Source organism: Paenibacillus sp. VTT E-133291 (genome assembly GCF_002264395.1).
Taxonomy (GTDB): Bacteria; Bacillota; Bacilli; order Paenibacillales; family Paenibacillaceae; genus Paenibacillus_AQ; species Paenibacillus_AQ nitricinens.
The window spans coordinates 21062-35889 of record NZ_NFVA01000014.1; the positions used below are offsets into that span (position 1 = coordinate 21062).

12 protein-coding genes and 3 pseudogenes are annotated in these 14828 nt (G+C 42.3%); 13 read left to right on the plus strand and 2 right to left on the minus strand.

Annotated features, from left to right (window positions below; genetic code table 11):
* Positions 1-273: 273 nt before the first annotated feature.
* Positions 274-747 (minus strand): hypothetical protein, encoded by a 474-nt coding sequence (locus tag CA598_RS08670; RefSeq protein WP_094876262.1) that lies wholly within the window; start codon positions 745-747, stop codon positions 274-276.
* A 269-nt stretch (positions 748-1016) separates the two neighbouring features.
* Here CA598_RS08670 and CA598_RS08675 point away from each other — a divergent pair, with 269 nt between their 5' ends.
* The 12 genes and pseudogenes from CA598_RS08675 to CA598_RS08730 all read left to right on the plus strand — a co-directional run bounded on the left by CA598_RS08675 (position 1017) and on the right by CA598_RS08730 (position 12740).
* The gene (locus CA598_RS08675) at positions 1017-2294 is read left to right on the plus strand and encodes a hypothetical protein (protein ID WP_256990409.1); all 1278 of its coding nucleotides are present in this window, start codon (positions 1017-1019) and stop codon (positions 2292-2294) included.
* Between the two features lie 121 nt (positions 2295-2415).
* The gene (locus CA598_RS08680; RefSeq protein ID WP_094869311.1) at positions 2416-2826 is read left to right on the plus strand and encodes a DUF6855 family protein; all 411 of its coding nucleotides are present in this window, start codon (positions 2416-2418) and stop codon (positions 2824-2826) included.
* A 182-nt stretch (positions 2827-3008) separates the two neighbouring features.
* Positions 3009-3518: pseudogene (locus tag CA598_RS08685) on the plus strand (FAD-dependent oxidoreductase); the annotation flags it as partial.
* Positions 3517-3897 (plus strand): annotated as a pseudogene (locus CA598_RS08690) (malic enzyme-like NAD(P)-binding protein); the annotation flags it as partial. The pseudogenes CA598_RS08685 and CA598_RS08690, both read left to right, overlap by 2 nt.
* Positions 3898-4354: 457 nt before the next feature.
* Positions 4355-4609: pseudogene (locus CA598_RS33445) on the plus strand (alpha/beta fold hydrolase); the annotation flags it as partial.
* Positions 4610-4632: 23 nt separating this feature from the next.
* Complete coding sequence (locus tag CA598_RS08700) at positions 4633-6249, plus strand: AraC family transcriptional regulator (RefSeq protein ID WP_094876263.1); 1617 nt, start codon at positions 4633-4635, stop codon at positions 6247-6249.
* Between the two features lie 114 nt (positions 6250-6363).
* Positions 6364-7368 carry an ABC transporter substrate-binding protein gene (locus tag CA598_RS08705; protein WP_256990410.1) on the plus strand — a complete coding sequence of 335 codons (1005 nt, stop codon included), beginning with the start codon at positions 6364-6366 and terminating at the stop codon, positions 7366-7368.
* Positions 7369-8424, plus strand: a complete 1056-nt coding sequence (locus CA598_RS08710) for an NAD(P)/FAD-dependent oxidoreductase (RefSeq protein WP_094876264.1) — start codon at positions 7369-7371, stop codon at positions 8422-8424. It abuts the gene before it with no gap.
* Between the two features lie 383 nt (positions 8425-8807).
* Entirely contained in the window at positions 8808-10610 is a 1803-nt protein-coding gene (locus CA598_RS08715; RefSeq protein ID WP_256990424.1) for an SgrR family transcriptional regulator, read from the plus strand.
* Between the two features lie 141 nt (positions 10611-10751).
* The gene (locus CA598_RS08720) at positions 10752-11225 is read left to right on the plus strand and encodes a hypothetical protein (RefSeq protein WP_143812103.1); all 474 of its coding nucleotides are present in this window, start codon (positions 10752-10754) and stop codon (positions 11223-11225) included.
* A 180-nt stretch (positions 11226-11405) separates the two neighbouring features.
* A complete protein-coding gene (locus CA598_RS08725) occupies positions 11406-12011 on the plus strand; it encodes a YkoP family protein (RefSeq protein ID WP_179283622.1) in 606 nt (201 codons plus the stop codon).
* A 78-nt stretch (positions 12012-12089) separates the two neighbouring features.
* Entirely contained in the window at positions 12090-12740 is a 651-nt protein-coding gene (locus CA598_RS08730; protein WP_179283623.1) for a polysaccharide deacetylase family protein, read from the plus strand.
* Between the two features lie 21 nt (positions 12741-12761).
* Here the strand turns inward: CA598_RS08730 and CA598_RS08735 are convergent, their stop codons facing one another.
* Positions 12762-13601: an AraC family transcriptional regulator gene (locus CA598_RS08735; RefSeq protein WP_094876268.1), complete on the minus strand. Its 840-nt coding sequence runs from the start codon at positions 13599-13601 to the stop codon at positions 12762-12764.
* A gap of 235 nt (positions 13602-13836) precedes the next feature.
* Here CA598_RS08735 and CA598_RS08740 point away from each other — a divergent pair, with 235 nt between their 5' ends.
* Positions 13837-14745: a chitosanase gene (locus CA598_RS08740; protein ID WP_256990411.1), complete on the plus strand. Its 909-nt coding sequence runs from the start codon at positions 13837-13839 to the stop codon at positions 14743-14745.
* Positions 14746-14828: the final 83 nt, after the last annotated feature.

Here is a 14828-nt window from a genome sequence, read left to right on the forward strand (position 1 = left end):
ACACTAACGCAAATAAATCTATATTTTTGATAACTTGCCGTTTCAGATAACGCAGTGAATCGTACCCTATGTGACGGCGTGAAATAATTCAACAGAGGGTGTCCCAAAAGCCATAAAATGACGGAGGGACACCCTCTTTTTTAAAAATGAGGGAGTGAAGATCATCTGATTGGCGAGCCTATAACAGAGGAGATGGCTCAACGCTGGTTCGATGCATCGCGTGATTACTGAATGAATTGAAAGAGTGCACTTCATTATACAGGCAGGGTTTTATTATATGATCATCCCCATTTCACGGAGTCTATCTTTAATTTTCTTTAAACGAGCTTCTTTTTCGGTAGCTTCACTTAATACCTCCACAGATGATTCGTTATACTTCTTTATAATCCTCTTTAAAGTTAATTCTTTTATTTCATTTTTACTCTGCATTGTAACACGAGGGACAATGGCATGGTTTTCTATGGTCTTGGGATCTGCAGAAATTCGTTCTAGTAAACGAAGCAGAAGCATCAGTCTTTTGTGTCCCAACCTCGGAACTTGGTATAGTTTATTCCATGTGGAATTTAGTAGATGATCAAGGTTTGTATATCCCTTGGAGTATAGAGCATTTATGAGGCCCGTTAAATTTGGTCCCTGCTCTTCCGCATAAGCAACAGTTACAATACAAGCAATATCCTTACCATAAAGATGCGCTGGAAGTGGGAAAAATTGTGTTAATTCCGCATTTCCATCGATGATGTCATACATGATGATTTACCTCCATTTAAATATTTGGTCATTATTCACGTATAGAATTCTGTTTAAGGCTGTGCAAAATTTTATTACCCTCTGCATTATTAAAACCCAAGTTACTGATCATTTTCTGAACATCAGCAAAGCCCATTGCATGAGCTTGTAGAATATTCAGAAGATTCTACTATTTAATAAGTAACAATCGACTCTAATATGCGCTGCTGCGTTTCGTAATCAACACTATGTAATGGTATGATGTAAGCATCAATTTTATGGGGTGCACTATGATGGATATTCGGATCAAAGAACTGCTTGACGCCACACAGCAAAAATATGGATTGGACAACTACTACTTACACTCTCATGAAATTTATCGCGACGTTATGATGCTGGGAGAAACCAACTATTTTCTTAGTATGGAATGGTTTCCTGCTCATATTAAGGAATGGAAGGGCGATTACAATCCGGAAGGAACTGCCGTCATCACGATTGACCTACAATCCCGCAACTATAAAAGTGTGATTTTTGTTGGCGGGAAATCTTATGCGGAGGGGACACCATTCCAAAATATAGATTTTAACGGAGTCATCCGGTGGATTGAAGCTGAGGCAAGGGTGGTATACGGTAAACAATTCCACTTAGAGAAGGAACAGATTGGAGAATATCATTTTATTGAAAAAATAGGTAGCATACCAGTCACTCCTGGTGGACGGATCGAGCTTCGCTTCGATGCGGAAGGCAGGCTTGTTTTTTACAGTGTATATGGCCAGTTTCCTTCCAGCTCCATTATGCACAAAGAGAACTATATTCTCACACTTCAAACGATAGAGCCCCAGGCGAGGAAACAACTACAACTTATAGAATATCCGGTGTACGAGACGAAGCAACTCCTGCTGATCTATGGGATAGAAGAGATCTACATTACAAATGACGGAACAACCACCATCCCATTTGAGTTTATATCAGGTACGAGAGCACGATTGAATATAGATCAGGTAATGCATTGGGAGCAACAGAATACGGAGCTGGAGCCTTTCGAAAGGGCGGAGAAACGTCTACCTGAGGTAGTTACCATTGAGCAGGCAATAGCTCGCGAACCGCATCCGGACTCACTTCCTATCACAGACGCAGAACAAGCCGTATGTATAGCCGCAGTCGAAGCTGGTTTAAGCCAGCTCTATCCGGATGAATCCGGAGAATGGATATTGAAGACTTTACAACGGGAAAGAGGACATATTCAGGCAACACTGAGGATGAAGGCGCCAAGTAATCGTATATTCCAGCGTAAGATCCTCCTGTTCATCGATGTGCAGAATTATAAGGTTATAAATTATATGGATAACAAACCAATGCTCGATATGTTTGATGAGTTCAAGAGCGAAGAGAAAATTGCTGTAAGTCATGACGAAGCTTATGACAAGCTCAAGGGATGGCTCGAATTAACGCCAGTCTATGTGTATGATCCTGGGCAGAAGAAGTATGTGCAGTGCGGGAAGTTAGATTGTAATTATGCTGTGAAGGCCACTAGTGGAGATGTGGTGGAGATGAGTAGTTTGGAATGATAGTGCCAGCTTCCTTATACTGAGTAGGACGAATAAAGGTAATGAAGTATAGTAAGGTGATGCAAACTAATAAAATGATTACAACTTACTAATTTTGTGAGTTACTTTGGGAGTTGAAAATATGTCGACAACTACAGGAACCAAGGAAAATCCTTGGAAATTAAAGACACCACCGCAAACATCCGAGTATGAAATGTACAAGGTCGAAAAAGACGGTAAAGAAATTATAGTTTGCATTGTAGGGAAAACGGTTTTGCATTATGACTACCGCTGTATTGAAGATCTGCACGCCATGCTTATACAAAATGGTGATTGGATGGAGTTAGGAAGTGCTGATGAGCAAAAACCAGCAAAAGAAGGTACCGTTGAAGCATGGGGGCGTTCACCTGAAAACCCTGTTGGCGGTTGGTATGGATTAAAGAAGGGACTTCGGGGGCGATTTGGAATGTATATCCCACCATTGCTCGAAGAATTGGGTCTTGCGGAAGTAGAACATAATCCAAGAAACAATCGGATGAAAGCGATCTTGTAAACGAAGGAGAGCCTAAAGGCTCTTCTTTTTTTGAGCCATGCCCTAACCGGTGGTCTTTCATACACATTGCAGTGATTACTTTAGTTACAAAACGTTTTTTTTAGTTACATAAACTTTCAAGGGCAGGGTCTTTGCCGTTAAGCTGATTGTAAAAATTATTCACAAGGTGGCAAAGCTATAACATGAATAAAAAAGTAACCACTGCTCTTATTCTCGTTCTCTCAGTTATGCTTGTTATCACAGGATGTGGCAACAGCAACAGCAACAGCAGCAACGGAAACGGGAACAAGAACACCAGCAAGAACACCAGCAAGATCAACGAGACAAAGGAAACTGAAGCCGTTTCGGGAGCATCCAAAGCTAGCTATACACCGTACGATCAACTAAAAGATAAATATGACATCATCATTATCGGTGCAGGCGGTGCCGGAATGTCTGCTGCACTTGAGGCGAGAGCAAAAGGGATGAACCCGGTTATTTTTGAAAAAATGCCGGTTGCCGGCGGGAATACAACAAAATCATCTTCGGGAATGAACGCTTCTGAAACGAAATTCCAAAAAGAGCAAGGCATTGAAGACAGCAATGATCTGTTTTATGAAGAGTCCTTAAAAGGTGGCCACGATACGAACGATAAAGAGATGCTTCATTTCTTCGTAGACCATTCCGCAAGTGCGATTAATTGGCTGGATTCTAAAAAGAATGGCTGCTGATCCGATTGTATTTGCCATGGCCAATCCTACTCCGGAGATTGATCCTGAAATTGCGGGGCCTTACGTCAAGGTTATGGCGACAGGGCGCTCCGATTTTCCTAACCAGATCAATAATGTTCTCTGTTTTCCCGGTATTTTTCGTGGAGCCCTTGACTGTGGCGCCACTGAAATCAATGAAGATATGAAACTGGCTGCTGCTGAGGCGATTTCTTCGGTGATTGACGTCAGCGATCTTCATGAAACTTATATTATGCCGAATGCGTTTGATCCACGAGTAGTGGAGCGTATCCGGGAAGCGGTTATTCGTGCGGTGCTCAAGAGTGGTGTGGCAAGAATAGGCGCGTTAATGGAAAACAATTAAAGCTGGACATCCATTCAAATAGAGACAATACGTCCGGTTCGGACTGATGTCTGCGATGGATTAGTGGTTATGGATATTGATCGTTTAGGCCGGGGAGAAAGAATAGCCATAAGCGCTCTGAGTTAATGCCTCTTATTATTAAACTAAGTGAAGAAGTGATTCAAACCCTTAGCTGTCATATAAGGGTTTTTTCTTTTTTTTGAAGGGAATGAAAAACTCGATACACAACAAAAAGTTCTAAAAGACAAGAAGGTGATGCCCCATGACAATAAACAACATACCCAATAGATTAGCCAAGTCATTCCATAGTATAATAGAAAATCAATCAAAAAATCAGTGGTGAGTTTACAACAGCAAGCTATACTGTAGATATTCAAAAAAAAGCACATCAAGTGTGATTTTTATAGCAGGATTAGGTGATTGCAGTGAGACACGGAACAAAGTCCAAGAACGCATAATGCAGGAAACGTCAACATTTTCTTACGATAGAACAAATATCGGTAAAAGCCAAGCAACGTCTGTCCACCGAACATGACTTGACTGGGTAGAGGAGTTGTCTGATTGGTAGCAAGATTATTCGCAAGTCTTTATCCACAGCTTGTTTCTTGTATGATCCTCGTTGACGCCTTATAAGGAATTGGCATACGCAGAAGTTTTGCTTGAAAAGCTTGCTGCGAAGAATCAGGAATATTTTGAAAATCCGATGTTGAACAGAGGAGAATAGGGGGAGAGAATTTGAAAGCACAACCAAATGATCTTGGATGGATCGCTCAATGGGAGTCCACTCAACCGATACCAGCTAAATGGATCACTGTGGAAGCAATTCATTATTTTACTTCAAATACATTAATCATTATTACGGATGGTCAAGCGATTTGGAATATGAATGGGCATCGTGTTCAAGTCTCTTTCGGCAATTTAATTGCTATTGAACCAAACTCATTTATTGAAGTTTTAGAAGGAGGAAATCTGGATTTAGCAGGTTGGCAAATTCAATTTGATACCTATTCCCCGTTCATTGCAGAAGGTAAGGTGTCTAAATTCAATTGGCATGTCCCCGTTGGAAATACCTATCAAATTATACAGTTGACGGGCGGTTTTTTGACGAGTATTAGTGATAGTTTGAATGAGAATTTGGCTAGTAGTGTCAGCGAATCGATGGTCAGAAACCAGCATCTATTATATGGATTGTTGAAACACTTATATCAAAAACAATCGGGTGATGAAGAGACGACAGAAAAAGGAATTCTTCGTTCTATTGACTATATCCAGGAACATTATAGTGAGATGATAACACGCGAGCAATTAGCACAAATTGCAGGGATAAGTCAGTGGCATTATTCTCGGAAATTTAGTGAGCAATGTGGGAAGCCTCCATTAGACTATCTGGCCAATTATAGGATCTACCGTGCGAAAGAAGAAATATTATTAACTTCAGCGAAATCGCAAGAGATTGCTAAAAAGGTTGGTTTTGAAGATGTGCACTATTTTAGTCGTCGCTTCAAACACTTTGCAGGTGTGTCACCCAGAAATTATGCTCAACAATTGCATCAACGATATATTTTATCGATTTCACCACTCTGTGCTGAAGTTCTAATCGAATTAGGGATAATACCGCATGCTGTAATGGTAACACCGTTACTAGTACCTCAACATCAACGAGAACTATTTAAAAAGCATCACGTTAAACTGTTGGAAGTGCCCCAATATGATACGAATATAGAGTTGATTCAACAAGAGCAGCCAGAATTAATCATTGGACATTTTTTAACAGAAGATATTAAGAAGAAAATGCGCACAATCGCTCCAATCATAACAGGTCTAACTATGGATATAGATATTCTCCTTAGTCAATTGGCCGCTTTATTTCAGATGAAGGAAGAAGCGGAAAAACTCCAAACTCAAATGGAAAATGAGATAAACGAAGCACGGCAACAATTACAGCCCATCGTTCAATCCGGTGCTACAGTAATGGTGTTACGAGTAGAAGCTTTCGGATATCGATATTTAGGAGGGAACTCAAGCGGAGTCTCTCAATTACTCTACACGAAGTTGGAACTATCACTTCCAGAGTTTTTAAAGACAGGCGAGGCATGGTTTAATCCTTGTTCGATAGAGCAATTGTATAGGGCTAATCCTGACTATCTTTTCGTAGAGAAACGTGTGATGGAGAATTTTAGTGCTGAAGAAAATATGGATAAACTTATGGAAAGCGAACCGTGGAGAAATTTAAAAGCAGTCAAAAATAATCACGTTTCCTATATTGATACAAGTCTTTGGGTAGATGGTTGTGGAGTCAATGGGCAGAAGATTATAATTGATCAAATTGTTAGTAACTTAATAAGCCATTAATAGTGTAGAGCACAATAATCCAATTAAATTCGCACCATTCCCTATGGAATGATATCTTCTTATTTGATAATCTTTGATAATGATAATTATTATCAATACAAGGGGAGAGAATAGATGATGTCAAAACGTATATTTACGTTGATAGGAATAACGCTATTAGTGTTTGTCTTAACGGCATGTTCCAAATCAGCAAATAAGCCAGAAGAAGCTTCCACGGAGCAAAAAGTAAGTAATAATCAAACAAACGTAAGTGATGATAAAGAAACAAGAGTGGTAAGTGATATATTTGGGGAGGTCACCATCCCGGCTAATCCTATAAACATTCTTGTCACGAGTTCGAGTTATGCAGAGGATTTAATCGAGATGGGCATTATCCCGCAGGTGAGTGTAGTCGTTCCTGAGATTGAACCTGATTATCGGACACCCTATTTGGAACAACACGGAGTTGAACTGATCTCACAAACACAATATGAATACAACCTCGAGCAACTGCTCAGCTTATCACCGGATATGATTATTACGCCAGGTGAAGGCTTGGATACCAAGGTGTATGATGAGTTGTCAAAAATTGCGCCGACAGTCGCTCTAAACGCAGGTGTAGGGGTACATGATGCGGTGAAAGAGCTGGCAGTACTTTTTAATAAAGAAGCCGAAGCGGACAAGCTGTTAACTGCTCTTGATCAGAAGGCGAGTGAGGCCAAAGAAAAAATTCATCTGGCAATTGGCGATAAAACCGTACTCGTGCTTAGAGTAGAACCTAGCCGGTACCGTTATTTAGGTCCAAAAGCAGATGACGATGTTAGTGAATTCTTTTATAAAACGCTCGGGCTGAATAGTCCTGAAGTTACTAAAGATTCCGATGTATGGTTCACACAGTTTTCATTAGAGATTTTACCGGACATCAAACCGGATTATATTTTCCTAGAAACAAGAAGTATGGTGGATCTTGATAGCTCAGAATCATTAGCAGAATTAGAAAAGAATCCGCTGTGGAAAAGCCTGAAAGCCGTCAAAAATAATGATGTCTTCCCAATACGTACCAATGATTATATTCAAGCCAAAGGTCCAATTGGAACAAGTAAGCTTATTGACTATATCGTAGAAAAGTTGGTGCCTTAAGTGAACGAAAAACAACTCGATATCTATGATATTACGATCATTGGTGGTGGCCCCGCAGGCATGTATGCAGCTTTTTATAGTGGTATGAGAGCCATGCGTACAAAACTAATTGATGCCAAAGAGGAATTAGGTGGATTCATGCGCACCTATCCTGAAAAGTTAGTGTGGGATGTTGGCGGCGTTGATCCAATACGCTGTGAACGCTTAATAGATTCTTTAGAGAAGCAGGCTAGAACTTTTGATCCAACCCTTGTACTAGGACAGGAAATTGCTCATATGGAGCGGCAGGATGATATATTTATTCTGACATCCAAAACAGGCGGACTTCATTATACACGTACTATATTACTATGTGCTGGTCGCGGAATGACGCAAGTTCAAAAGCTGGATATTGAAGGTGCAAACCGTTATGAATTGAATAATCTCCACTACACCGTTACAGATTTATCGAGATTTAAAGATCAACGTGTTCTTATTTCTGGCGGAGGAGATTCCGCAGTGGATTGGGCAAATGAAATTGTGAGTTTGGCGAAGCAAGTCATTGTGGTACATAGACGAAATGAGTTTACTGCACATGAGCTGCCTGTAGCCCAAATGAAAACATCCGCTACGGTCATGACACCGTATAGTATCTCTCGCTTATATGGCGTAGGTGAACGCATTGGAACTGTAGCTCTTGAACACGCTGAGACTGGTGAAATAGAACAAATTGAAGTCGATGAAGTGATCGTGAGTCATGGATTTGATCGTGATTTTGGGGATTTACTGAACTGGGGCTTAGACAAAGAAGATTATGGTGTGTCTGTTGATCAGCGGATGCGAACCAGTATCCCCGGGATTTTCGGAGCAGGTGATTTTATTACTTATGGCAGTAAGGTTCGTTTAATTGCTGGTGCCTTTAATGATGCTGTGTTAGCAGTTAATAGTGCCAAACTTTATCTAGATCCGTCAGCTTCAGATATGGCTGGTGTTTCTTCTCATAACGCTCGTTTTTTTGAGAAAAACAAAGCCATTGGAAACGAGGCTTGTGGAAACCTCAATGTCATACAGTCCTAATAGGAGTTGAAAATGAATACATCCCAAAAGACGACGTTCGAGTCGTCTTTTTTTACGTCTATCCTGCAGGAGTTGGTCATGAGGGTTTTGGAAGCCGAAAGCCAGTTTACGAATGGATAGCTGATTTTTGTGTGGTGTTACTTCTTTTAACTTTCCATAAGCAGCTCTGAATTCGCCTCAAAAGTCGCCAACTTATTTCTGCCTCTCGATATTCTCTCAGTTTCTCAATCAGATATGGATGTTCCAACATATGTTCTCCCCCGCTTCCTTATTTCTGTAAGACTTATTATGCGCTGTTCAAAAGGGGATAAAAAGCGTATACTTTCCACACATGATTTCCTCTTTTGAGGAATATAACCGAAAGGAGGCAGAAAAAGGTGATCATGACTGAACGGTATTTTACGCTTTACGACCGCTTCGGTGGGGGGATTAGTGAGGGAATGCCCGTAGAAGCAACCTTGGAGGAGCTGGCGGAAGCGTTGTTCTGCACCACTCGGAACGCGAAGCTTATCCTGCGCAGGCTGGAGGAAGAAGGTCTGATTGATTGGATTCCGGGGCGCGGACGTGGGAATCGCTCGCGGATCGCTTTCAAGACGGACAAGGAAATTTTCCTGCTAAGCTTGATCCAGAGCTGGGCAGAAAAAGGGGATTATAAGCAAGCTTTTGAATGGCTACAATTGTTCGGTGAGGGAACGCTTGCCAAGCCCAAATTCCTTGAATGGCTAAACGGTCAATTTGGCTACCGAAAAGAGGAAGCACGTGATGGTATCTCTACGAGTGACATACTGCGCTTCCCGATTTACAGTCCCATCACGACCTTTGACCCTGCTCAAGTAAGATTTTGCGCTGACGCACATCTGTTGCGGCAAATTTACGACCGCCTCCTCCGGTTTGATGAAGCTGCGGGCAAAATTGTTCCGAGTATCGCTCATCATTGGACGTCCAATGCAGAAGCGAGTGAGTGGACCTTCTATCTACGCAAGGGGGTGCACTTCCATAATGGGCACGAACTGACCGCAAGAGATGTAGCCTTTACGCTGGAGCGTTTGCGCGGAGACACCAATAACCGCTGGCTGCTGCGGGGAGTAGAACGGATCGAAGCGCTAGGCCCGCGTGTAATACAAATGCATTTGAAGCAGCCAAACCGAATCTTCGACAGGTACATGTGCTCCAGCGCAGCATCCATCCTGCCTGCCAACTTGGGTGGTATGGAAGAGACGGACTTCTGGCGGCTGCCGATCGGCACCGGCCCTTTTCGGATCGTCTCGCAGTCATCGCACTGCATCGAGTTGGCTGCCCACACTGCCTATCATGAAGGAAGGCCCTATTTGGATGGTGTGGATATGATTACCATGCCGGAGGAATGTCTTCAGTCAACAATTAATATTCCCGAGGTGCTGCATCACGAGTTCGTCGAGAATCATCCGCTGGGAAACCATAACGGAGACTGGCAGACGCTAAAGCAATTATCCAATGGCTGTACGATGCTAACCTGGAATCTTCGACGGCCGGGTGCACAGCAGTCGGAGGCGTTCCGCCGGGCGGTACGCATGATTCTGAATACTGGCGACCTGGTCTCGGAACTGGGGGGTGATCGCGTGCTATCTGCCTTCGGTTTCCACCCGGAAGCGAGCCAATCCCGCTCTGTTGAACCGTTCCGTCTAGATCGTGTAAAAACTGTTCTGCGTGAATCGAATTATGACGGTTCAGTCATCCGCTTCACTGCCCATGAGAAGTTTGAGGAAGATGCTCGATGGATTGTGGAAAGACTTGAGCAGTGGAGTATTAAGGTAGATCTAAAGATCATTTCATGGGAAGATAAACCTGGTTGTGGCAGTCCACATCACGACGAAGATTTGATGATCGTAGGATTCGTCTTGGCTGAAGACGAGGTATGTGAGATTGAAGTTTATGAGCATGGGGACAGTCCTTTCCGGGCGTATTTGGACGATGAGCTTCTGAACTGGATTAACGGAAGAATTGACGATGCCTTAAGCGCCGATACGGAAACTGGCAGACGCCAGCATTTGAAGGGGATTGAGGAACATTTAAGCGACGAAGCTTCGGTCATTTTTCTCCATCATAAAGAGTTTCGAACATACTTACATCCTTCAATCCGTGGCGTCCATTTGAATACACTTGGGTGGGTCGATTTTAAAGATATCTGGCTGGAAAAGCTGAGCTAAGCAAGTATCCTTGAACACGTTAGACAAAATTCAGAGAATTGACAACATGAAGAAGCGGCTTTCCTTGAACAGAGATTTCTGCAAAGGGGAAAGCCGCCTTTTTAGTATTTTACCAGTTAGGTCAGGTGAAGAGGAGGCATTATGTTGCGAAAATTACTCATTATTTTGATATTAAATGTGATTAGTATTTTTGCTGTAGAAGGGATGACTTTTAAATATAGTCCTGGTGGAAGTATTTCAGGGAATGGTAACCCAGGTATCATAGCTTTGGTTGTAGGATTATTGTTGTTCACCATTTTATTATTTAATGTAGGTGCTTTAATTAGGGGGTTCAAAAGTAAGAATAAAAGTAAACTTGTCCATGTTACACTCCCTTTAACCTCCATACTTATTATAGGAATAATGATTTGGGGAGAAACATCTAAAATTCGTTCATTATCTAACAATCTCAATGGATTTACTAACCATAAAGACTCCGTGGTGTATCGTTTCGGTTGGATTAACCAATACACAAATAACCTGTTTTTTAATGGGTACATTTTTTTCGGTGGTGTGGCACTAACGGCTTTCATCGTTTGGGTAGTGACTTCCCCACGACAACTCAAAAAATACTAGAAAGAGTAGCTAATGAAAAAAGTTATACGAAAATTTAATATAATCGCAGAGAAATTCCACTGTATGGCGTCCAATAGATGTAGACGTTAAGAAAGTTTTAATGAGGTTCATTATGTTCCTTTGTTGCAGCCGATCCGTTATGCACAATGTATGAAATGAGAGACTATAACCGTTTTAAGGATGGTGGATGAGTTGGGTTTCAAAATACGTAAAACCACGGTGCAGTCCGTCTGGATGATGTGGGAAAAAGCTTTTGCGTTGCTTTCACATTTTCGTGGAGCGCATAAGTCGCACTTTGGTATATGTACCGTGATGTTAAAAAAGCACCGGGGACAGCCTATTATATGCCAAGACGCCACGGTCATCAACCAGGGCGAGTGGGTGGGAGAGCTCCACCTCGATAATGGAAGTATCCTGAAGTTGATCCAGTCCGAAGGATCGGATCGTGCTGCACTCCAAACGGCTCGCATGCTGCGTAAATCAATGCAGCAAATCAATGAAGCCTTCGAATCGCAGTCCGAGTTCAGGCAGGTCAAGGCTTTATTAGGTATTACACTGCTCCATCGGGGATTAACACATGGTCTTGGTTTTGAACAGCAAAATATAAAGTCCGGTGTTTTTGAACGCATCACCACCATTTATCTTCGATTGCTGCTGTCTGCCATGCATCCGGAAGGCAGACAAAGAATCAGTCGGCGAACCGAACAACTGGTCCCGATGTTACTGATTCATTCACGGGCCTCACTGAAGAATCGGTTCTCACCCGGACAGAACTATTCTGGATAAGTCTTAAGCTTGTAATATGGAGGTGTAATTATTCTTACATATCTTATAGGAGGAATACTATGTACTGCCACCCTTTACATGTTTATTCCGAGTTTGATTACGCGAGTGAGCGGCTTTGGTGTCTTTCGCAAAGGAACGGTAAAGAAACAGGTGGCATTCACTTTTGACGATGGACCACATCCGGAATATACGCCGGAATTACTGGATTTATTGAAGTTACATCAAGTGAAAGCCACTTTTTTCGTGCTTGGATCGCGAGCGGAGCAGTATCCAGACCTGATCAGAAGAATGAATCGGGAAGGCCATCAGATTGGCATCCATAATTATTGTCATACCTCTAACTGGCTGATGCTGCCCCGTACGATTAGGCGAGAACATCTGGACCGCTCCGCTGATATTATAGAGTCTATTGTCGGAACCAGGCCCACTCATTACCGTCCACCTTGGGGATTAATCAATCTATTTGATTTCTTTCGATACAAGCAGTATCGAATTGTTCTATGGTCGCTGAAGGCAGGCGACTGGAACACCAGGGTCTGTCAAACCCGGATGCAGGCCATTCTTTTAGATGGAATCACCGATGGCTCCGTTGTCTTACTTCACGACAGCGGTGAGACTGTGGGCGCGGACCGGCATGCTCCTTATTTTATGCTGCAAGCTTTAGAGGAAGTGCTAAATCAACTGCAGGCAAGAAACCTGCAATTTGTTCGTCTTGATGAAATGTCTTGACGCATTCCAGTATTTTTACTGTTATGACTTAAATTGTTTGCGGAAGCAGAGCGGCGAGATACCCATCATTAATTTGAAGGTCCGTCCAAAATGGGAGATGTTATCAAACCCAACCATACCTGCAATTTCAGTAACATTAAAAGAAGAGCCAACGAGCAAATCACGCGCTTCTTTAATGCGGATGTTATTAATATATTCAATAAAACTGAAGCCGGTGGCCTCTTTAAAAGTTCGGCATAGGTAGGAAGAGCTTATGTCGAACTGCCGTGAAATCTCACAGAGCTTAAGCGGTTCCATATAATGTTGATTTACATAATTAACGATGTCCAGGACTTTCTTGTGTGTGCGATTGGATTCCAACATTGGAGCTACACGGCTGTCAAATAGTTTACGATTAAGATAGAGAAGCAACTCCACCAATATTATTTGTTGGTACTGTTCATATCCACGATCTTGCTTCTTTCCCTCCTGGATCATCTTCTGAAAAAGCTGTTCGATGAAATACTGATCCTTCCCGGTCATCTTCAAAGCGCGGTAATCACTTTTGAACAATTCGAGCAGTTCCTCACATTGACCGCCAGTGCAGAAATGCTGCAGGAATTCTTTTTTAAACAGCAGTGTAACCCGTTCATACATATTGCATCCAGAATTGACCAGTTTGTGCATTTCATGAATATCCATAAATAGCAACGTACCGCCCGCAACCTGGTAGGTTCTGTCCCCTATAAAATAATAAAAATCCCCGGATATTAAATACAGAATCTCATAGGCATCATGATAGTGTCTTGAAGGCATGCTGGTGTATACCTGTTTCTTGCGGCTGATCTCAAAAAGAGTAGACTCATAAAATACCGGCTTCATTCAGCACCTCCTAAGAGGATTGTAGACTTAATCTAGGGTTTGTAGCAACATATGTATAAAATTTAATAATTACAAGAAAATACGTGCTGTTTAGTCAAACTTTATGAGATAAGCTTGAATTGAATTACCAAGTGTTGGAAAAAGGAGGGCTGTCATGCTCAGATAGGTTGGGGATAAGGTTCGCTGCCACTCAAAGTTAAAGCGCTTAAACTATTTAATTAAAGGAGAGATTGCGGTGCTTAATTCAACGAATAGTAAGGTTTCCAAGAAGATGAAATTTTCATTGTTGATTCTGCTCAGTTTTTCAATGATTTTTTCTTATGGCTATCTGTCCAATGCATCTCAACAGAAAAGTTATGCGGCAGGGAACCCGGATTCTAATTTCTCACCGGCAACACTTCAATTCTTGCGCGACAACACAGGTCTGGATGGTGAGCAGTGGAACAATATTATGATGCTTGTCAACAAACCGGAGCAGGACGATCTGAACTGGATCAATTTTTACGGATATTGTGAAGATATTGATGATGACCGCGGATATACGATTGGAATATTCGGTGCGACTACAGGCGGCTCAAATGATACCGGTCCCGACGGTCCGGATCTGTTCAAGGCATATGATGCTGCCAAAGGCGCGAGTAATCCTTCGGTTAAAGGCGCATTGGCCCGGATCGGTGTTAAGGGTTCGATGAAAGGGAAAATCCTCGAAATCAATGAAAGCGAAGAGAGCTTCTGCAGAAAAATCGGCAATTTGCAAAATGATCCCGAGTGGAGAGAGGCTATGTGGAAAACATTCTACAATATCTACATTAAATACAGTGTGGAGCAGGCCCGCAATCGCGGCTTTAACTCGGCATTAACGATTGGTTCCTTCGTGGATGCTGCGCTAAACCATGGTGCTACCGGCGGCTCCGAGACTCTTCAAGGGCTTTTGAGTAAATCAGGAAGCAGCACAGATGAGAAGACTTTCATGACCAAATTCTATAAAGAACGGACCAAGATTGTGGATACTAATGAGTACAACACTCCGCCTAACGGCAAGAACCGTGTGAAGCAGTGGAGCAATTTGCTCAACATGGGAGAGACAGACCTGAAGGGTGCAGATTCGGCAGTCCTTCAAGTCACCGATTGGGAACTTCAATAACAGGAATGCAAGAGTAGACAGAACCGCCGTTCTTCTTGGTGACGGCGGTTCAATGATAAGTAAGATTAATTTAGAGGGAGATG

What these genes read in the sequence shown, in the direction of transcription:
- CA598_RS08670 (WP_094876262.1), bottom strand. Translation starts at nt 747, where the DNA reads ATGTATGACATCATCGATGGAAATGCGGAATTAACACAATTTTTCCCA.
- CA598_RS08675 (WP_256990409.1), top strand. Translation starts at nt 1,017, where the DNA reads ATGATGGATATTCGGATCAAAGAACTGCTTGACGCCACACAGCAAAAA.
- CA598_RS08680 (WP_094869311.1), top strand. Translation starts at nt 2,416, where the DNA reads ATGTCGACAACTACAGGAACCAAGGAAAATCCTTGGAAATTAAAGACA.
- CA598_RS08705 (WP_256990410.1), top strand. Translation starts at nt 6,364, where the DNA reads ATGATGTCAAAACGTATATTTACGTTGATAGGAATAACGCTATTAGTG.
- CA598_RS08715 (WP_256990424.1), top strand. Translation starts at nt 8,808, where the DNA reads ATGACTGAACGGTATTTTACGCTTTACGACCGCTTCGGTGGGGGGATT.
- CA598_RS08720 (WP_143812103.1), top strand. Translation starts at nt 10,752, where the DNA reads ATGTTGCGAAAATTACTCATTATTTTGATATTAAATGTGATTAGTATT.
- CA598_RS08725 (WP_179283622.1), top strand. Translation starts at nt 11,406, where the DNA reads ATGGTGGATGAGTTGGGTTTCAAAATACGTAAAACCACGGTGCAGTCC.
- CA598_RS08730 (WP_179283623.1), top strand. Translation starts at nt 12,090, where the DNA reads ATGTTTATTCCGAGTTTGATTACGCGAGTGAGCGGCTTTGGTGTCTTT.
- CA598_RS08735 (WP_094876268.1), bottom strand. Translation starts at nt 13,601, where the DNA reads ATGAAGCCGGTATTTTATGAGTCTACTCTTTTTGAGATCAGCCGCAAG.